17 protein-coding genes and 1 other RNA gene are annotated in these 17,306 nt (G+C 66.8%); 10 read left to right on the forward strand and 8 right to left on the reverse strand.

Features of this window, described 5'->3' with window-relative positions:
- Window positions 1–97: 97 nt before the first annotated feature.
- Genes ACG00X_RS09545 through gyrA form a run of 6 tightly spaced genes read right to left on the reverse strand, consistent with a single transcriptional unit; the run spans window position 98 to window position 8,480 of the window.
- Complete coding sequence (locus ACG00X_RS09545) at window positions 98–2,158, reverse strand: bifunctional 3-phosphoshikimate 1-carboxyvinyltransferase/cytidylate kinase (RefSeq protein ID WP_394487899.1); 2,061 nt, start codon at window positions 2,156–2,158, stop codon at window positions 98–100.
- A complete protein-coding gene (locus tag ACG00X_RS09550; RefSeq protein WP_394487900.1) occupies window positions 2,158–3,048 on the reverse strand; it encodes a prephenate dehydrogenase in 891 nt (296 codons plus the stop codon). Before ACG00X_RS09550 ends, ACG00X_RS09545 begins: the two co-directional genes overlap by 1 nt.
- A gap of 8 nt (window positions 3,049–3,056) precedes the next feature.
- Window positions 3,057–4,154 carry a prephenate dehydratase gene (gene pheA, locus ACG00X_RS09555; RefSeq protein WP_394487901.1) on the reverse strand — a complete coding sequence of 366 codons (1,098 nt, stop codon included), beginning with the start codon at window positions 4,152–4,154 and terminating at the stop codon, window positions 3,057–3,059.
- On the reverse strand, window positions 4,147–5,238 hold the full coding sequence (serC, locus tag ACG00X_RS09560; protein WP_394487902.1) for a 3-phosphoserine/phosphohydroxythreonine transaminase: 1,092 nt from the start codon (window positions 5,236–5,238) through the stop codon (window positions 4,147–4,149). Before serC ends, pheA begins: the two co-directional genes overlap by 8 nt.
- 22 nt (window positions 5,239–5,260) lie before the next feature.
- A complete protein-coding gene (locus ACG00X_RS09565; RefSeq protein WP_394487904.1) occupies window positions 5,261–5,836 on the reverse strand; it encodes a DUF2059 domain-containing protein in 576 nt (191 codons plus the stop codon).
- A 1-nt stretch (window position 5,837) separates the two neighbouring features.
- Window positions 5,838–8,480: a DNA gyrase subunit A gene (gene gyrA, locus ACG00X_RS09570; RefSeq protein ID WP_394487905.1), complete on the reverse strand. Its 2,643-nt coding sequence runs from the start codon at window positions 8,478–8,480 to the stop codon at window positions 5,838–5,840.
- Between the two features lie 257 nt (window positions 8,481–8,737).
- On the opposite strand from gyrA, the gene ompA reads away from it, so the two are divergent.
- From ompA to ACG00X_RS09605, 7 genes are all read left to right on the forward strand, one after another.
- Window positions 8,738–9,412, forward strand: a complete 675-nt coding sequence (gene ompA, locus ACG00X_RS09575) for an outer membrane protein OmpA (RefSeq protein ID WP_394487906.1) — start codon at window positions 8,738–8,740, stop codon at window positions 9,410–9,412.
- Between the two features lie 77 nt (window positions 9,413–9,489).
- Window positions 9,490–10,206 carry a bifunctional 2-polyprenyl-6-hydroxyphenol methylase/3-demethylubiquinol 3-O-methyltransferase UbiG gene (gene ubiG / locus ACG00X_RS09580; RefSeq protein WP_394487907.1) on the forward strand — a complete coding sequence of 239 codons (717 nt, stop codon included), beginning with the start codon at window positions 9,490–9,492 and terminating at the stop codon, window positions 10,204–10,206.
- 35 nt (window positions 10,207–10,241) lie between these two features.
- Entirely contained in the window at window positions 10,242–10,880 is a 639-nt protein-coding gene (locus ACG00X_RS09585) for an HAD-IA family hydrolase (protein ID WP_394487908.1), read from the forward strand.
- 13 nt (window positions 10,881–10,893) lie between these two features.
- Window positions 10,894–11,266, forward strand: a transfer-messenger RNA (tmRNA) gene (gene ssrA, locus ACG00X_RS09590).
- Between the two features lie 718 nt (window positions 11,267–11,984).
- Complete coding sequence (locus ACG00X_RS09595; protein ID WP_394487909.1) at window positions 11,985–12,545, forward strand: OmpA family protein; 561 nt, start codon at window positions 11,985–11,987, stop codon at window positions 12,543–12,545.
- A gap of 187 nt (window positions 12,546–12,732) precedes the next feature.
- On the forward strand, window positions 12,733–13,380 hold the full coding sequence (locus ACG00X_RS09600) for a DUF47 domain-containing protein (RefSeq protein ID WP_394487910.1): 648 nt from the start codon (window positions 12,733–12,735) through the stop codon (window positions 13,378–13,380).
- A 12-nt stretch (window positions 13,381–13,392) separates the two neighbouring features.
- Window positions 13,393–14,403 (forward strand): inorganic phosphate transporter, encoded by a 1,011-nt coding sequence (locus ACG00X_RS09605; RefSeq protein ID WP_394487911.1) that lies wholly within the window; start codon window positions 13,393–13,395, stop codon window positions 14,401–14,403.
- Between the two features lie 34 nt (window positions 14,404–14,437).
- Here the strand turns inward: ACG00X_RS09605 and ACG00X_RS09610 are convergent, their stop codons facing one another.
- On the reverse strand, window positions 14,438–14,869 hold the full coding sequence (locus ACG00X_RS09610; protein ID WP_394487912.1) for a TM2 domain-containing protein: 432 nt from the start codon (window positions 14,867–14,869) through the stop codon (window positions 14,438–14,440).
- Complete coding sequence (locus tag ACG00X_RS09615) at window positions 14,866–15,411, reverse strand: GNAT family N-acetyltransferase (protein ID WP_394487913.1); 546 nt, start codon at window positions 15,409–15,411, stop codon at window positions 14,866–14,868. Before ACG00X_RS09615 ends, ACG00X_RS09610 begins: the two co-directional genes overlap by 4 nt.
- Before the next feature lie 184 nt (window positions 15,412–15,595).
- Here ACG00X_RS09615 and rpsP point away from each other — a divergent pair, with 184 nt between their 5' ends.
- From rpsP to trmD, 3 genes are read left to right on the forward strand one after another with little or no spacing between them, the layout of a single operon-like run.
- Window positions 15,596–15,856 carry a 30S ribosomal protein S16 gene (gene rpsP / locus ACG00X_RS09620; protein ID WP_394487914.1) on the forward strand — a complete coding sequence of 87 codons (261 nt, stop codon included), beginning with the start codon at window positions 15,596–15,598 and terminating at the stop codon, window positions 15,854–15,856.
- A gap of 6 nt (window positions 15,857–15,862) precedes the next feature.
- The gene (gene rimM, locus ACG00X_RS09625) at window positions 15,863–16,483 is read left to right on the forward strand and encodes a ribosome maturation factor RimM (protein WP_394487915.1); all 621 of its coding nucleotides are present in this window, start codon (window positions 15,863–15,865) and stop codon (window positions 16,481–16,483) included.
- A gap of 9 nt (window positions 16,484–16,492) precedes the next feature.
- Window positions 16,493–17,242 (forward strand): tRNA (guanosine(37)-N1)-methyltransferase TrmD, encoded by a 750-nt coding sequence (trmD, locus tag ACG00X_RS09630; RefSeq protein ID WP_394487916.1) that lies wholly within the window; start codon window positions 16,493–16,495, stop codon window positions 17,240–17,242.
- Window positions 17,243–17,306 lie beyond the last annotated feature (64 nt).

Below are 17,306 nucleotides of genomic sequence, written 5' to 3' on the forward strand. Positions count from 1 at the left end.
TGACATCGCCGCCCTCGATGAACAGACGTTCGGAGGGAAGGGCGGCGGGCCGTGGCTTCTCAGGCCTGGGCCCGACAGAGCGGCGGTTGAATGCCGATCAGAAGGGCCGGCGCGTTTGCCACCAAGCCAGCATCTGCTCCACCGAGGCTTCGATGGACAGTGCCGAGTTGTCGAGCAGCTGCGCGTCCTGCGCGGGGGTCAAAGGCGAGGCTGAACGGTTTTTGTCTCGTTCGTCCCGCGCCTCCAAATCTTCGCGCAAGCTGTTGATATTAGCTGAAATCCCTTTGGAAATCAATTGCTTATGGCGGCGCTCGGCGCGCGTGGCGGCGCTGGCCGTCAGGAAGACCTTCAGCGTCGCGTCGGGGAAGATGGCCGTGCCCATGTCGCGCCCATCGGCCACCAGGCCCGGCAGCCGCCGGAAATCGAGCTGCAGCTGGTGCAGCGCCTGCCGCACGGCGGAATGCACGGCCACCTGCGAGGCGAGCAGGCCGGTGGCTTCGGCGCGCAGCCGTGCGCTGACATCTTCCTGCCCGAGGAAGACCTGGCCGTCGCTGAAGCGCAGGTCCAGCGTGGGCACGATGGCGGCGACGGCGTCGCCATCGTCCAGGTTCAGGCCGGCGCGACGGGCGGCCAGGCCGGTCACGCGGTACAGCGCGCCGGAGTCCAGCACCGAGAAGCCGAGGGCCTTGGCCGTCTCGTCGGCCAGCGTGCCCTTGCCGGAGGCGGTGGGGCCGTCGATGGTGATGACGGGGATGTCGGCGGCGCGGGCCGTCACGACGCCGAACAGCGTCTCGAAGTAGTCGGGGAAGGTCTTGGCGACGCAGTGCGGCTCCAGCACGCGCACCGGCACGGCGCGTTCCGTCACCAGGCCGTTGAACGCTGCCAGCGAGAAGCACATGGCGACGCGGTGGTCGTCGTAGGTGTGGATGGCGGCGGCGCGCCAGTCGCGCAGCGGCTGCACGCGGATCCAGTCGGGCCCTTCGTCAACCACGGTGCCCAGTTTGCGCAGCTCGGCCGCCATGGCGGCGATGCGGTCGGTTTCCTTGACGCGCCAGCTGGCGATGTTGGTGAGCGTCGTCGGTCCGTCGGCGTAGAGCGCCATGACGGTCAGCGTCATCGCCGCATCGGGGATGTGGTTGCAGTCCAGCGTGATGCCCTTGAGCGGCCAGGCGCCGCGACGCACCTCCAGCCAGTTGGGGCCGGCCTTGACCTCGGCACCCATGGCGGCGGCGGCCTCGATGAACCGCACGTCGCCCTGCAGCGATTCGCTGCCGACGCCCTCGATGCGCAGAGGCGTGTCGGCCGCCGCGATGGCGCCCAGCGCGACGAAATACGAGGCCGACGAGGCGTCGCCTTCGACGAAGACCTCGCCCGGCGAGCGGTAGCGGCTGCCGGCCGGAATGACGAAGGCCTGCCAGCCTTCGCGCCGCACGGCGATGCCGAAGCGCTGCAGCAGGGCCAGCGTGATCTCGATGTAGGGCTTGGAGATCAGTTCGCCGATCACCTCGATGCGGATGTCGCGCCCCGGCGCTGGGCCACCCCGGGCCGGGGATGCCCCCTCGGGGGAACTGGGGGCTTCAAAGCCGGCCACCAGCGGCAGCGCCAGCAGCAGCGCCGTCAGGAACTGGCTCGACACATCGCCGCGCACACGCACCGGCGTGTCCAATGCCAGCGTCGAGGGGCCGCGCAGGCGCAGCGGCGGGTAGCCCGGGTTGCCGAGGTCGTCGATGTTGCAGCCCAGGCCGCGCAGGGCGTCGACGAGGTCGCCGATCGGGCGCTCGTGCATGCGCGGCACGCCCGAGACTTCGAAGCTGCCGCCTTGCGTGGCCGCCAGCAGGGCCAGCGCGGCGGTCAGCGGCCGCATGGCGGTGCCGGCGTTGCCGAGGAAGAGTTTGGCCTCCTTGGCGCGCAGACGGCCGCCGAGGCCGTCGATGACGATGGCGTCACCGTCGCGCCACACCCCGCAGCCCAGCGTGCGCAGCGACTCGAGCATGACGGCCGTGTCGTCGGACGCCAGCAGGTCGCGCACGACCGTCTTGCCTTCGCTGAGTGCGGCCAGCAGCAGCACGCGGTTGGAAATGCTCTTGGAGCCGGGCAGGCGCACGGTGCCTGCGGCGCTGCGCAGGGGCGGCAGGTCGAGGAAGGGGATCTTGAACATCACTTAGCCGCCGGGCGGCCTGGAGGGATCGTAGGAAGGGTCCAGGCCGAGCGGCCTTCGGCAATGGGGCGCAGCGCGGCCTCGAGGGCGACCGCGTCGCCGGTCTCGATCAGGGCCTCGAGCTGGTCCAGCATGGTGCGAAAGCGCTTGGACTGGGCCAGCACTTCATGCTTGTTGGCCAGGAGGATGTCGCGCCACACGGAGGGCTCGCTGGCGGCGATGCGGGTGAAGTCGCGAAAGCCCGGGCCGGCGAGGCTGAGATAGTCGCGCGCGGCCGGTTGCTCGGCGATGGCCTGGAAATAGGCGTACGCGAGCAGATGCGGCAGATGGCTGACGGCAGCGAACGCCGCGTCGTGGTTGTGCGGGCGCATCTTCAGCACCGTGGCACCCAGTGCGGACCAGACGTCGGTGGCTTTTTGCACCAGTTCCGGGGTGGTGAAGGACTGCGGGGTCAGGATGACCTGCCGGCCCTCGTACAGGTTGGCTTCGGCGTGCTGCACGCCACCCGATTCCTTGCCGGCGATGGGGTGGCAGGGCACGAAGCTCGCTGCGCGCTCGCCCAGCGCGCGGCGGGCGGCTTCAATGACGTCGCACTTGGTGGAGCCGACGTCCATGAACAGCACGCCGGGGTTCACCAAGTGACGGATGGCCTTGAGCGTGTTTTCGGTGGCGGAGACGGGGACGGCGATCAGCACGATGTCCGAGCCGGACACGGCGAGCAGCGCAGATTCGGCGGCCACGTCGATGACGCCCAGCCTCTTGGCGGCTTCCGTGGTGGACGGGGATTTGCTGTAGCCGACGACGCGGCGCACCAGGCCGGCGCGCTTCATCGCGAGCGCAAAGCTGCCGCCCATCAGGCCGCACCCGATCACGCCTAGCTGTTGGAACATGGCTGACCTCAGTTCTTGACAGGGTATGCGCCCAGCATCTTGTAGAAGGCGCAGATCTGGCGCAACTCGTCCAGCGCGGCCGCCACATGCGGCTGGCTGGGGTGGCCATCGAGGTCGATGTAGAAGTAGTACTCCCACTGGCCGTTACGGGCCGGGCGGGATTCGAGCCGGGTCATGGAGACGCCGTGCTTTTTCAGCGGCACGAGCAGGTCGTGCATGGCGCCGGGGCGGTTGGCGACGGACACGACGAGGCTGGTGCAGTCGCGGCTGGTGGCCGGCGGCGTCGCCATCGTCTGCGGCAGGCAGATGACGGCGAAGCGCGTGCGGTTGTAGGCCTCGTCCTGGATGGCGTGGGCCGTGATGTGCAGGCCGAACAGCGTGGACGCGCGCTCGGCGCCGATGGCGGCCCAGGCCGGATTGGTCGCCGCCAGCCGGGCGCCCTCGGCGTTGCTGGAGACAGCGCGGCGCTCGACGTCGGGCAGGTGCTTGTTCAGCCAGTTCTGGCATTGGGCCAGCGCCTGCGGATGCGCCAGCACCGCTTCGATGTCACGCATCGACGGCTCCTTGCGCATCAGGTTGTGGCGGATCAGCAGGCTGACTTCGCCGACGATGTGGCAGGGCGTGTGCAGGAACAGGTCCAGCGAGCGCGTGACGACGCCCTCGGTCATGTTCTCGACGCCGACGACGCCGAACTGCGCGCTGCCCGAGGCAGTCGCGTGGAAGACCTCGTCGAAGGTCGCGCAATAGACCAGGTCGGCGGCGCCGCCGAAATACTCGATGGCGGCCTGCTCGCAGAAGGTGCCCACGGGGCCCAGCACGGCCACGCGCTGCGGCGATTCCAGCGCCAGGCAGGCCGACATGATCTCGCGCCAGATGGCCGACACATGCTCCGCCTTCAGCGGGCCGGGGTTGGCCGAGCGGATCTTCTCGATGACTTGCGCGACGCGGTCCGGGCGGAAGAACGGCGTGCCTTCGGCACGCTTGATCTCGCCGACCTGCTCCGCGACGCGGGCGCGTTCGTTCAGCAGCGCCAGCAGTTGCCGGTCCAGGCCGTCGATCTGGTCGCGCAGCGCCAGCAGGGCCTGGGAGGCGACGGGCTCAGCCATGGCGCACCTCGAAATCTTTCAGGAAGCCGACCAGCGCCTGCACGCCTTCCAGCGGCATCGCGTTGTAGATGGAGGCGCGCATGCCGCCCACCGACTTGTGGCCCTTGAGCTGCAGCAGGCCGGCCGCGCGGGCCTCGGCCAGGAAGGTGTCGTTGAGCGCCTCGTTCTTGAGGAAGAACGGCACGTTCATGCGCGAGCGGCAGCTCGGGTCGACCCGGTTCTCGTAGAAGCTGGAGCCGTCGAGCGCGGCGTAGAGCAGGGCGGCCTTGTCGATGTTGCGCTGCTCCACGGCGGCGAGGCCGCGCCGGCCGGCGTATTCGAGGCCCTTGACCCACTGGAACACGAGGCCGGCGACGTAGATGGCGAAGGTCGGCGGCGTGTTGAACATCGACTGGTTCGCGGCCACCGTCTCGTAATTGAAGGCCGACGGGCAGATGGACAGCGCATGACCCAGCAGGTCTTCGCGGACGAACACGAGCGTCAGGCCGGCGGGGCCGATGTTCTTTTGCGCACCGCCGAATGCCAGGCCGACACGGCGCCAGTCGATCGGCCGCGACAGCAGGTGCGACGAGGCGTCGATGACCAGCGGCACACCGTGGGTCAGTTCGGGAAGTTCCTGGAACTCGACGCCATCGATGGTCTCGTTGCTGCAGACGTGCACATAGGCGGCGTCATCGCGCAGCGCCCACTCGCGCGGGATGACGCCGGTCTTGCCGATGTCCGCGGCGATCTGCACGTCGGCATAGCGCCGCGCCTCGCCCGCGCTCTTGCGCGACCACGAGCCCGTCACCACGACGTCCACCTTGCCGCCGCGGCTCAGGTTCATCGGCACGATGGCGTTCTCGCCCAGGCCGCCGCCCTGCATGAACAGCACACGGTAGTTGGGCGGCACGGCGAGCAGTTCGCGCAGGTCAGCCTCGGCGGCCGCGAGGATGGTGCCGAACTCCTTGCCGCGATGGCTCATCTCCATGACGCTCATGCCGCTGCCGTGCCAGTCCAGCATTTCCTCGGCGACCTGGCGCAAGACAGGTTCGGGCAGTGCGGCCGGGCCGGCTGAGAAGTTGAACGGGCGGGGAGCGGTCATCGATGGGCGGGTCCGGGGGGGCTTACTTTTTGGCGGGGGCCGAGGCGGCGGGCTTGGGGGCGGCGGGCTGGATGCCGAGCTGCTTGGCCATGTTGGCCTGCAGCGTCTTGAGTCGGCCCTCCAGCGTCGCGCCGGATTCGGCCATGACCTTCTGCACGACGGCCTTCTGCAGCTCACCGCCCATCTGGCCGAACTTCCGGCTGACGGGCGATTCTGCCCAGGCCAGGATCTGCTTCAGTTCGTCCTCGTTGAAGCGTTCGTCCAGCAGCGCCGAAGCGGTGGTGGGCACGGCCTTGGAGATCTTGTCCTTCAGGTAGGCCACGTTCTCGTCGATGAACTTCTTCATCTCGGTGTCCAGCGCCTTCGCGGTGGCTTCACGCTTCTCCGCCGGCATCTGCTGCAGGGCCTGGCGGCCGGCCTGCGTCAGCTGGCCCAGCGGCGCCTGCACGATGCTGGCAGCGAGGGAGTCGGTGAGGCCTTGCTGCTGGATGGCGATGATCTTGTCGATCAGCGCCCTCTTGGCGGGCGAGGGTTGCGCCAGCGTGGCGCTGGCGGCCAGCGCCAGTGTGATCGCGAGGCCCAGTTTGCGGAGGGTCATGTCAATCCTTGGGAGCTTCGGAGGAGTCGTCGGCCGCCGTGCCTTCGTCGCCGCCGGCGGCGGCATCGGCTTCGTTCGCGTCGTTCTCGACGATGCGCTGCAGGCCCGACAGCTTGGCGCCGTCATCCAGCGCGATCAGCGTGACGCCCTGCGTGGCGCGGCCCAGCTCACGGATCTCGGCGACACGGGTGCGCACCAGCACGCCCTTGTCGGTGATCAGCATGATCTCGTCTTCGGGGTGCACCAGCGTGGCGGCCACCACGCGGCCGTTGCGCTCGCTCTGCTGGATGGCGATCATGCCCTTGGTGCCGCGGCCGTGGCGGGTGTACTCGGTGATGGCGGTGCGCTTGCCGTAGCCGTTCTCGGTGGCCGTCAGCACGCTCTGGTTTTCGTCCTCGGCCACCAGCATGGCGATCAGGCGCTGATCGGGTTCCAGCATCATGCCGCGCACGCCGCGCGCGGTACGGCCCATGGGGCGCACATCGTCCTCGTCGAAGCGCACGGCCTTGCCGCCGTCGCTGAACAGCATCACATCGTGGTGGCCGTCGGTCAGCGCCGCGCCGATGAGGTGGTCGCCCTCGTCCAGGTCCACGGCGATGATGCCGGCCTTGCGCGGGTTGCTGAAGTCCTTCAGCGAGGTCTTCTTGACCGTGCCCAGCGCGGTGGCCATGAAGATGAAGTGATCTTCAGGGAAGCTGCGGAACTCGCCGGTCAGTGGCAGCACCACGGTGATCTTCTCGCCCTGCTGCAGCGGGAACATGTTGACGATGGGCTTGCCGCGCGAGTTGCGCGAGCCCTGCGGCACCTCCCAGACCTTCAGCCAGTACACGCGGCCGCGGTCGGAGAAGCACAGGATCCAGTCGTGCGTGTTGGCGATGAAGAGCTGGTCGATCCAGTCGTCGTCCTTCGTGGCTGTGGCCTGCTTGCCGCGGCCGCCGCGGCGCTGCGAGCGGTACTCGCTGAGCGCCTGGCTCTTGATGTAGCCGGTGTGCGAGAGCGTGACGACCATGTCGGTCGGCGTGATCAGGTCTTCGGTGCCGAGTTCCTGCGCGTTGTGCTCGATCACGCTGCGGCGGGCGCCCAGCTTGGTCTGCCCGAACTCGGTCTTCAGCTGCGTCAGCTCGTCGCCAATGATGGTCGTCACGCGGGCCGGCTTGGCGAGGATGTCGAGCAGGTCGGCGATCTCGGCCATCACCTCGCGGTACTCGCCGACGATCTTGTCCTGCTCCAGCCCTGTCAGGCGCTGCAGGCGCATCTGCAGGATTTCGCCAGCCTGGGCTTCGGAGAGGCGGTAGAGGCCGTCGGGCTGCATGCCGAACTGCGCTTCCAGGCCTTCCGGGCGGTAGGCGTCGCTGCCGCCTTCGGCGCGCGACAGCATCTCGCGCACCAGCGACGAGTCCCAGCTCTTGGCCATCAGTGCGGCCTTCGCGACTGGCGGCGTCGGCGAGGTCTTGATGGTCTCGATGAACTCGTCGATGTTGGCCAGCGCGACGGCCAGGCCTTCCAGCACGTGGCCGCGCTCGCGGGCCTTGCGCAACTCATAAATCGTGCGGCGGGTCACCACCTCGCGGCGGTGTTCCAGGAACACGATGACCATGTCGCGCAGATTGCACAGCTTGGGCTGGCCGTCGACGAGCGCGACCATGTTCATGCCGAAGCTGTCCTGCAGCTGGGTCTGCTTGTAGAGGTTGTTCAGCACCACCTCGGGCACTTCACCGCGCTTGAGCTCGATGACGACGCGCATGCCCGACTTGTCGGACTCGTCCTGGATGTGGCTGATGCCCTCGATCTTCTTCTCGTGCACCAGCTCGGCGATGCGCTCCAGCAGGCTCTTCTTGTTGACCTGATAGGGGATCTCGTCAACGATGATCGCCTGGCGGTTGCCCTTGTCGATGTCCTCGAAGTGCACCTTGGCGCGCATCACCACGCGGCCGCGGCCCGTGCGGTAGCCGTCTCGCACGCCCGCCAGGCCGTAGATGATGCCGGCGGTCGGGAAGTCCGGCGCCGGGATGATCTCCATCAATTCGTCGACCGTGCAGTCCGGCTTGCGCAGCGCGAACAGGCAGGCGTCGACGACTTCATTGAGGTTGTGCGGCGGAATATTCGTCGCCATGCCCACCGCAATACCCGCGGAGCCGTTGACCAGCAGTTGCGGCAAACGGGTGGGCAGGACCAGGGGTTCCTTATGGCTGCCGTCGTAATTCGGCCCGAAATCGACGGTTTCCTTGTCGATATCGGCCAGCATTTCATGGGCGATTTTGTCGAGGCGAATTTCGGTGTATCGCATCGCCGCCGCGTTATCGCCGTCGATCGAGCCGAAGTTGCCCTGGCCGTCGATCAGCATGTGGCGCAGGCTGAATGGCTGCGCCATGCGCACGATGGTGTCGTAAATCGCCGAGTCGCCGTGTGGGTGGTATTTACCCATCGTTTCGCCCACCGCCTGCGCACTCTTGCGGTACTTGGCGTTGTAGGTGTTGCCCATCTCGTTCATCGCGTACAGCACGCGGCGATGCACGGGCTTGAGGCCGTCGCGGGCATCGGGAAGGGCGCGGCCGACGATCACGCTCATCGCGTAGTCGAGGTAGGAACGGCGCATCTCCTCCTCGAGGCTGATCGGCAGTGTTTCCTTGGCGAACTGGGTCATGCGGCGGGTTTGCGTCGCGCTACACGAGCGCGGCGTCCTCGGAGGTAGGTGAAAGGCGCGAATTCTACGCGGCACGCCTCCTTGTAGTCGCCGAGCAACATCGTCACCATGCCCTTGAACGTAGGCCTACACAATGTGTTTCGCTCAGTACCCCCATGGCACAATCGCCTGGTCCCTAGGAGAAACCCTAAAGACTCTCCTGCGGTTTTAGTACTGACTCTCGCAGGGCAACTGCGGCATTCCTTGAGAGGAGAATCATGAAGAAACTGAATCGCGTGGCGTCGCTGTTTGCGGTGGCTGCGATCGCCGTTGTGGCATCGGCTGGCGCCTCGGCGCAAACCATCGACAACTGGCGCGCAACCGACGGTACCGTTTGGAAGAACGGCACAAACGAATACTGCTGGCGTGATGCCTTCTGGACGCCTGCTACTGCAGCCCCCGGTTGCGATGGCGAAATCAAGCCCGCACCGAAGGTCGAGGCGCCCAAGGTCGTTGCTCCGCCCCCGCCGGCGCCTGCCGCCGAAGTGGCTCCGAAGCCCGTGACCCCGCCGCCGCCCCCGGTGGTCGCTCCGGTCAGCGAAAAGGTCACCTTCGCGGCTGATGCCTTCTTCGACTTCGACAAGGCCACGCTCAAGCCCGAAGCTACCGAGAAGCTGAACGACCTCGTCAGCAAGACCAAGGGCATCAACCTGGAAGTCATCATCGCCGTGGGCCACACCGACTCGGTGGGCAGCGACGAATACAACCAGAAGCTGTCGATCCGCCGCTCCGAGGCTGTCAAGGCCTATCTGGTGAGCAAGGGTGTCGAGCCGAACCGCGTCTACACCGAAGGCAAGGGCGAGAAGCAGCCCGTGGCCGACAACAAGACCGAGGACGGCCGCGCCAAGAACCGCCGCACCGAGATCGAAGTCGTCGGTACGCGCAACAAGTAAGCTCAGCGCCTTCGGGCGCTTTGCGCAAAGCCCCGTACGGCCCGCCCGTCGGGGCTTTTCTTTTTCCTGAACCTGTCATGACGACCAACGCCGCGATCAACGCCGACCCGCAAGAGCTCGCCAAATTTGGTGAGCTGGCTCACCGATGGTGGGACCCCGAGAGCGACTTCAAGCCGCTGCACCAGATCAACCCGCTGCGCCTGGGCTGGATTCAGCAACTCTGCCCGCTGGCGGGCAAGCGGGTGGTGGATGTGGGGTGCGGCGGCGGCATCCTGAGTGACTCCATGGCGCGCGCCGGAGCCCAGGTGCTGGGCATCGACCTGTCGACCAAGCCGCTGCGCGTGGCCGAGCTGCATGCGATGGAGGCGGGCACCGAGGGCGTGGAGTACCGCGAGGTGGCGGTGGAGGCGCTGGCCGAGGAGCTGCCGGGTGCTTTCGACGCCGTGACCTGCATGGAGATGCTGGAGCATGTGCCTGACCCGGCTTCCGTCGTGCGTGCGCTGGCTACGCTGGTGAAGCCGGGCGGCTGGGTGTTTTTGTCGACGCTGAACCGCAACGCCAAGGCCTTCCTGCTCGCCATCGTCGGTGCCGAATACGTGCTGAAGATGCTGCCCAAGGGCACGCATGAATACGCGCGTTTCATCAAGCCCGCCGAACTCGCACAGTTCTGCCGCGATGCCGGGCTGGAGCTGCGCGCGAGCCGCGGGCTCACCTACAACCCGCTGACGCAGCACTACAGCCTGGGCAGCGATACCGACGTGAACTACCTGCTCGCCTGCCAGCGCCCGCTGTGACGCCGCTTGCGCCGCCCTGGCGGCACCTTCGAGCGGTGCTGTTCGACCTCGATGGCACGCTGATCGACAGTGCGCCCGATCTGGCACGCGCGGCCAACGCGCTGCGCGCCGATCGCGGGCTCGAGCCGTTGCCCTTGTCGCAGTACCGGCCGCATGGCGGGTCCGGTGCGCGCGGCATGCTCGCGCAGGCCTTCGGGCTGCGGCCGGGAGACGCTGGCTATGAGCCGTCCAAGCAGGAGTTTCTGGATCGCTACGCGCAGCTGATGTTCGACAGCACCCAGCCATTTCCGGGTGTGGTGGCGCAGTTGGCCAGGCTACGGGCGTCAGGGCTGGCCATGGGCGTGGTCACGAACAAGGCTGAACGCTTCGCACTGCCCTTGGTGGCGGCCTTGGCCTTGGGCATCGAGGTGGTGGTGGGCGGCGACAGCACGGCGCACGTCAAGCCGCACCCCGCGCCGCTGCTGGAGGCGGCTCGCCGGCTGGGCCTGCCCGCGGCCAGCTGCCTCTATGTCGGTGACGATGAGCGGGACATCGTGGCGGGGCGCGCGGCCGGCATGGCCACGGCGGCTGCGGCCTGGGGCTACCTGGGTGTCGGCGCGGATTGCCAGGACTGGCAGGCCGACTTGTTGCTGCCAACACCCGGCGACCTCTTGAAGGCGCTGGGAGTGGCCTAAACTACGGGACTCTGGGGCCGACCAGGTTTCGACGTGGGTGCGGATCCGGAGTAGGGCATGCCGAGCACCAGTCCGCTCGTTAATCCACTGGAAACAAAGTAACTGCAAACGACTCTACGTTCGCACTCGCCGCTTAATTGCGGTTGAGCTTCTCAACGGCAGGCCGATGGGCCGGGCTGAGTTCCGCAAGGGGCAAGGCTGAGAAGTCACTCACATCGGCTGGCGTCTTCCCGGGTCACTCGGGAGGGCGTGAGATCAAGTGACTGGCGGGAAAGCTAGCGTGCCACTGCGCGAGTTGACCGTGAGATTCAAATCAGCCGGCTAAGCATGTAGATCTGCCCGGTGATGGCTTGCGGACGGGGGTTCAATTCCCCCCGGCTCCACCATGACAGAGTTCAGCGAGGTTTGCTGAAGCCAAAAAGGCCCAAGTCAATCAACGACTTGGGCCTTTTTCTTTGTCCGCCGACGTGCAGTAACTTCCGCCGACAACCGGGCCTCAGTTGCAGTAACTTCCGCAGTAACCCGACAATCCGGCCATTCCAGCCGCGAAAGTTACTGCATGGCCCGCGACCTGATCCCCGGTGACAAGACGCACCATGACAGAGTTCAGCGAGGTTCGCTGAAGCCAAAAAGGCCCAAGTCAATCAACGACTTGGGCCTTTTTCTTTGTTCACTGGCGTGTGGGTGCGCTCGTTTGAACAGGTCGATGGGGCGCGCGCGGGCTGCTTGGCGTGGGCAAGTGGAGGGGCGACGCGGCGACGCCTGCAGGGGCGAGAAGTCGGAAAGGGAGCCTGGGGGCATTGCTATCCGTGAGCAGCCAGGCCTGTTGCTCGTGAATGGCTTCGCGGCCGTTGCCTGGCAGCGACTCGACACGTTCGCGTGGGGAAGGTGGGGGTGGACAAGCTGCGTGCGCGTGCATCAGGTGTGGGCAGTGTGTGCTTCCCTGCCGGGCTGCAAGCGCATTGCCGCGGCGGAGGTGTCTGGCTGCGGTCCGCACATTTGAGGGTGTTGTCTGATGGTTCTCGGCATTACGATTTGTTCGAGCGCTGCGCTACCCATTGCAGGTGCGGCCGTGTCAGATGGACCGTTGTGTGTTGACCAGCCATGATTGATTGGGAGTTCACCATGTGTGTTCGCCGCGCTCTGCGTGGGTGTGTTTTGACGGCGTGCGTGATGGCTGCTGTTGCGGCGCATGCGCAGGAGACGGTTGAAGTCGGCAGCGGTGTGCCCACGGTCAGCGCCATCAAGGAAGGCCTGTTCCCGGAAGATGCCTGCGAGCAGCTTGTGGCTGCGGGCTTCAAGTGCATGGGTTTCAAGCCTGCGGTGCGCTTCTCCCTTCCTGCGCTGGCTTTCAAGGTCGGCTCGGCGGATATTCCCGACGGCCTTCGCAAGCAGCTTGACGTCTTTGCCGAAGCGCTGGCCAGCAAGCGCGGCAGCGGCAAGACGGTGCGCATCGAGGGCCATGCGGATGACGCTGGCGCCACCGAAAACAGCCAGGAGCTGTCGCAAAAGCGTGCCGACGAAGTAAAGCGTTATCTGGTGGCGCGAGGCGCCGATGACCGCATGCTGAACGCCGTCGGCCGTGGGGCCACGGCACCCAAGGTCAAGGACCCGCTCGCGGCCGAGAATCGCCGCGTGGAGATCAGTCGGCAGACGCCGCCCTGAGTCTGTGCCCGGCTTGTTTCGCGCAACGCCGCCGGTTTTGGCGGCGTTGTCGTGTCCAGGGTGGCTGGCCAGGGTGCGGTGCGCGGCGGCGGCGGGGTGTTCTCGTTGGAATGGTGTTCATTCGTCTGTCATGTAACCGGTCTAGCTAAAATCCCGGTTTCGCACTGATTCCCAAGAGAAGGACGCCATGCTGTTTGGCAAGCTGTTGCCCCGTGAGGGCAATTTTTTTGAGCTGTTCAACGAGCACGCCGGTTTCATCGCTGAAGGCGCGCGCGCCTTCCTGTTGATGATCCAGAACTATGCCGACCCGGCGCTGCGCCAGCAGTATGCGGATGCTGTCGACAAGGCCGAGCATGCGGCGGATCGCGTCACGGCCGAGGTCAATCGGCTGTTGCATCGCACCTTCATCACGCCGATCGATCGCGAGCAGATCCATGGCCTGATCAATGCGATGGACGACATCGTCGACCTGCTGCAGGACTCGTCCGAGACGATGTCGCTGTATGACGTGCGGGCCGTGCCCGAGCAGGTGCTGCAACTCGCCACGCTGTCGGTGCGCTGCTGCGAGCGCGTTCAGCATGCCGTCACGCTGCTGCCGCACCTGAGTAAGCCGGCCACCACCGAGGCTGCGATCAAGACCTGCGAGGAGATCGACCGCCTGGAGTCGGACGCCGACCGCGTCATGCGCTCGGCCATGTCGCGCCTGTTCCGCGAGGAGGCGGACGTGCGCGAGCTCATCAAGCTCAAGGCGATCTATGAGCAGCTGGAGTCGATTTCCGACCGTTGCGAAGACGTGGCCAATCTGATCGAGGGCATCGTCCTCGAGAACTCCTGATCCGGCGTTCCCATGGCATCTGTCGAGATCGCCTTCTGGGTGGTGGCCCTGCTCGTCGTGCTGGCACTGCTGTTCGACTTCATGAACGGCTTCCATGACGCGGCCAATTCCATCGCCACGGTTGTGTCCACGGGCGTGCTCAAGCCCCAGCAGGCTGTGCTGTTCGCCGCCTTCTTCAATGTCGTCGCCATCATGATCTTCCAGCTCAAGGTCGCGGCGACCGTGGGCAAGGGCATCGTCGAGCCCGGCATCGTTGATCACCATGTCGTGTTCGGCGCGCTGATGGGCGCGATTGCCTGGAACCTCATTACCTGGTGGTGGGGGATTCCGTCCAGCTCGTCCCATGCGCTGATCGGCGGCATCGTCGGCGCCGTGATGGCCAAGGCCGGGCCCGACGCGCTGGTCGGGGCGGGCATCTGGAAGACGGTGGCCTTCATCGTCGTGTCGCCGCTGCTGGGCTACATGCTGGGTTCGCTGATGATGGTGCTGGTGGCCTGGGTCTGCCGCAACACGTCGCCGCTGCGCGTGGACCGCTGGTTCCGCCGGCTGCAGCTGGTGTCGGCTGGGCTTTACAGCCTGGGGCATGGCGGCAACGACGCGCAGAAGACCATCGGCCTGATCTGGATGCTGCTCATCGCCGCCGGCATGGTGTCGGTGGGTGACAAGGCGCCGCCGAACTGGGTCATCTTTGCGTGCTACATCGCCATTGGCCTGGGCACCATGTTCGGTGGCTGGCGCATCGTGCAGACGATGGGGCAGCGCATCACCAAGCTCAAGCCTGTCGGCGGCTTCTGCGCCGAAACCGGTGGTGCGATCACGCTGTTCGTCGCGACGGCGCTCGGCGTGCCGGTGTCCACCACCCACACCATCACCGGCGCCATCGTCGGCGTGGGCTCCGTGCAGCGCGCGTCGGCGGTGCGCTGGGGCGTGGCGGGCAACATCGTCTGGGCGTGGATCTTCACGATCCCGGCTGCGGCCCTGGTGGCGGCGCTGTGCTACTGGATCAGCTTCACGCTGTATTGATGCCTGGCCGGCGGCCGGCGCGGTGCGCCGGCTGTCAATGGATGTCGGCCTGCGATTCGAAATAGCGCTGGGCGCTGAACGCGATGGTCGACATCAGCACGATGCCGCCGACGAATAGGCACAGCACGACGCCGATGATGGTGGCCCAGCCGCTGGCTGGTGCCGCACGGCCGGCGTTGAAGCGCGCGTTCCAGCGCTCGTCCGGCGTGAGGCCGTAGACGATGCCGCCCAGCAGCGCAGCCACGAGGCTGGCGCCCAGCAGCGGGATCAGCAGCCAGGCCAGGCGATCGTCCTGGCCGAGGGCGCTCATGCGCTGTACGCCGACGAGGCCCAGCAGCGTCGGCAGCGGGAACAGCCAGGCCCAGCGGTCCTTGGCGCCGTGCAGATAGAAGCGGTGCAGCCCGAAGACGCCTGCGACGAGCGCCAGCCAGGTCGCGACGACCTTGCGCCTGGGCGTGGTGCTCATGCCGCAGCGGTGCTGTCGCCCTGGCCCAGCGGGCGCTGCATCAGCACGACTTCGAGCCAGCGGCCGAACTTCCAGCCCGCGCTCTTGAGTACGCCCGTGTGCTGAAAGCCCAGCGCCGTGTGCACGCCGATGGAGCCGGCATTGGCGGCGTCGCCGATGACGGCCAGCATCTGGCGCGCGCCGGCGGCTTCGCAGCGCGCGATGAGTTCGGCCAGCAGCAAGCGGCCCACGCCCTGGCCCTGGGCTGCCGGAGCCAGGTAGATGGAGTCCTCGACGCAGAAGCGGTAGGCGAGGCGAGGGCGGAAGTAGTTGGCGTAGGCGTAGCCCAGGATCTGTCCATCACGCTCAGCCACCAGCCAGGGTAGCTGACGGCCCAGCACTTCGGCCCGGCGGCGCCCCATTTCCTCGACGGTCGGGACTTCGGTTTCGAAGGTGCCGGTGCCTTCCAGCACCGCTTGGGCGTAGATGGCCTGCACGGCGGGCAGGTCGGCATCGGTGCTGTTGCGCAGGATCAGGGGCGAGGGGGCGGAGGTCTGTGACATATCTGTTCGAAGCGGATGCGATCGAGTTTATAATGCGCGGTTTTGGCGCCGGTCGCTACCCTGTGTGAAGCAAGGGGAGCGGCGTATCTACGGAGGCCAGCCCCTCGCAGGGGGATCCTGCTATCCGACTTGCTCGCCCTGAGTGTCTCCTCGTGCGGTGGTCGCCCATTTTTTAGGAAACATCATGGTTGTCATTCGTCTCGCCCGCGGCGGTTCCAAGAAGCGCCCCTTCTACAACATCGTCGTGGCCAACAGCCAGCAGCGCCGTGACGGCCGCTTCATCGAGCGCGTCGGCTTCTACAACCCCATCGCCTCCGGCGCTGCCGAGAAGCTGCGCGTGGCGCAAGACCGCGTCAGCTACTGGGTTGGTGTCGGCGCTCAGCTGTCGCCCACCGTGGCTCGCCTGGTGGACGAGGCCAAGAAGGCCGCCGTCGCTGCCGCCTAAGCTGGCGTGGCAGGCAACAAGCCTCAGCAAGACGGCGCCTCGGCGCCGTCTTTTGCTTCCAGGGGCGCTCAGGCGCCCGCTGGTGAATCCTGGCCCGACGACCTGGTGCCGGTGGGGCGCATCCTGGATGCCTGGGGCATCAAGGGCGGCCTGAAGATCCAGGCTTACTCGGCCGACGCCGATGCGCTGTTCAGTGCCAAGCGCTGGTATCTGAAGGCCACCGGCCCCAAGCCAGGCCAACTGCAACTCGCCGTGCGCTCGGTGCGCGAGCAGGGTGAAGGCATCGTCGCCATGGCCGACGGTGTGGACGATCGCAATGCCGCCGAGGCGCTGCGCGGCCATGAGATTCACATTCCCCGCAGCGATTTCCCGCGCACGCCCGATGGCGAGTACTACTGGATCGACCTGATCGGCCTGGATGTCGTCAACCGGGAGTTGCAGCCGCTGGGCCGCGTCATCGGCCTTATCGACACCGGCCCGCACTGCGTGCTGCGCATCCTGCCGCCGGGTGTGGTGGAGCCGGCCAAGCCCGACCAGGAGCGGCTGATCCCGTTCGTCGAGGCCTTTGTCGACGATGTGAGCCTGGAAGCCCGGCGGATCACGGTCGACTGGGGTCTGGACTTCTGATCTGAAGCCATGCGCTTCGACATCCTGACGATCTTCCCGGAGCTGTTCGCGCCGCACCTGACGCATGGCGTCACGCGGCGCGCCTTCGACAGCCGCCAGGTCGATGTGCGCTTGTGGCCGCTGCGCGATTTCGCCGAGGACAACTACCGCCGTGTCGATGACCGCCCTTACGGTGGCGGCCCGGGCATGGTCATGTTGGCGGAGCCGCTGGAAAAAGCGTTCGCCGCCGCTGCTGCCGATCGCGGCGAGGCGGCGCCCGTCGTCATCCATTTCACGCCCACCGGCGCGCGCATCGACCAGGCGCTCGTGCAGCGGCTGGCGGAGGGCCCCGGGGCCATCATGCTGTGCGGCCGCTACGAGGGCATCGACCAACGCGTGCTGGACCGGCATGTGACGATGGAGTTGAGCCTGGGTGATTTCGTGCTGTCCGGCGGCGAGTTGCCCGCGCTGACCTTGTTGGATGCGATCGCCCGCCTGCAGGAGGGCGTGCTGGGTGATGCCCAGTCCCACCAGCAGGACAGCTTTGCGGAGGCGGTCGACGGCTTGCTGGACTGCCCGCACTACAGCCGCCCCGAGGTCTTGCCTGACGGGCGGGCGGTGCCGGCCGTGCTGATGTCGGGTCACCATGCGGATATCCGCCGCTGGCGGCGTGAACGCTCGCTGGCGTTGACGGCGGCACGTCGGCCCGAGTTGATCGCTGCGGCGCGCGCGGCGGGTCGGCTGAGCAAGGCCGACGAGGCCTTTCTCGCCAAGCTCTAGGCAAAACCCGTAAACCGGGTTATATTTGCGGGCTGTCCGATCCTCTGGCGGGTCGAGTGGCTGA

It is taken from the genome of Pelomonas nitida (assembly GCF_043555975.1).
GTDB lineage: Bacteria > Pseudomonadota > Gammaproteobacteria > Burkholderiales > Burkholderiaceae_C > Pelomonas > Pelomonas nitida.

Excerpts from the sequence above, each read along its gene's own strand:
- ACG00X_RS09610 (WP_394487912.1), bottom strand. The coding sequence starts at position 14,869 with ATGAGCACCACGCCCAGGCGCAAGGTCGTCGCGACCTGGCTGGCGCTC.
- rpsP (WP_394487914.1), top strand. The coding sequence starts at position 15,596 with ATGGTTGTCATTCGTCTCGCCCGCGGCGGTTCCAAGAAGCGCCCCTTC.
- ompA (WP_394487906.1), top strand. The coding sequence starts at position 8,738 with ATGAAGAAACTGAATCGCGTGGCGTCGCTGTTTGCGGTGGCTGCGATC.
- ACG00X_RS09615 (WP_394487913.1), bottom strand. The coding sequence starts at position 15,411 with ATGTCACAGACCTCCGCCCCCTCGCCCCTGATCCTGCGCAACAGCACC.
- pheA (WP_394487901.1), bottom strand. The coding sequence starts at position 4,154 with ATGGCTGAGCCCGTCGCCTCCCAGGCCCTGCTGGCGCTGCGCGACCAG.
- ACG00X_RS09565 (WP_394487904.1), bottom strand. The coding sequence starts at position 5,836 with ATGACCCTCCGCAAACTGGGCCTCGCGATCACACTGGCGCTGGCCGCC.
- ACG00X_RS09550 (WP_394487900.1), bottom strand. The coding sequence starts at position 3,048 with ATGTTCCAACAGCTAGGCGTGATCGGGTGCGGCCTGATGGGCGGCAGC.
- gyrA (WP_394487905.1), bottom strand. The coding sequence starts at position 8,480 with ATGACCCAGTTCGCCAAGGAAACACTGCCGATCAGCCTCGAGGAGGAG.
- ACG00X_RS09545 (WP_394487899.1), bottom strand. The coding sequence starts at position 2,158 with ATGTTCAAGATCCCCTTCCTCGACCTGCCGCCCCTGCGCAGCGCCGCA.
- trmD (WP_394487916.1), top strand. The coding sequence starts at position 16,493 with ATGCGCTTCGACATCCTGACGATCTTCCCGGAGCTGTTCGCGCCGCAC.
- serC (WP_394487902.1), bottom strand. The coding sequence starts at position 5,238 with ATGACCGCTCCCCGCCCGTTCAACTTCTCAGCCGGCCCGGCCGCACTG.
- ACG00X_RS09600 (WP_394487910.1), top strand. The coding sequence starts at position 12,733 with ATGCTGTTTGGCAAGCTGTTGCCCCGTGAGGGCAATTTTTTTGAGCTG.
- ubiG (WP_394487907.1), top strand. The coding sequence starts at position 9,490 with ATGACGACCAACGCCGCGATCAACGCCGACCCGCAAGAGCTCGCCAAA.
- ACG00X_RS09605 (WP_394487911.1), top strand. The coding sequence starts at position 13,393 with ATGGCATCTGTCGAGATCGCCTTCTGGGTGGTGGCCCTGCTCGTCGTG.
- ACG00X_RS09595 (WP_394487909.1), top strand. The coding sequence starts at position 11,985 with ATGATTGATTGGGAGTTCACCATGTGTGTTCGCCGCGCTCTGCGTGGG.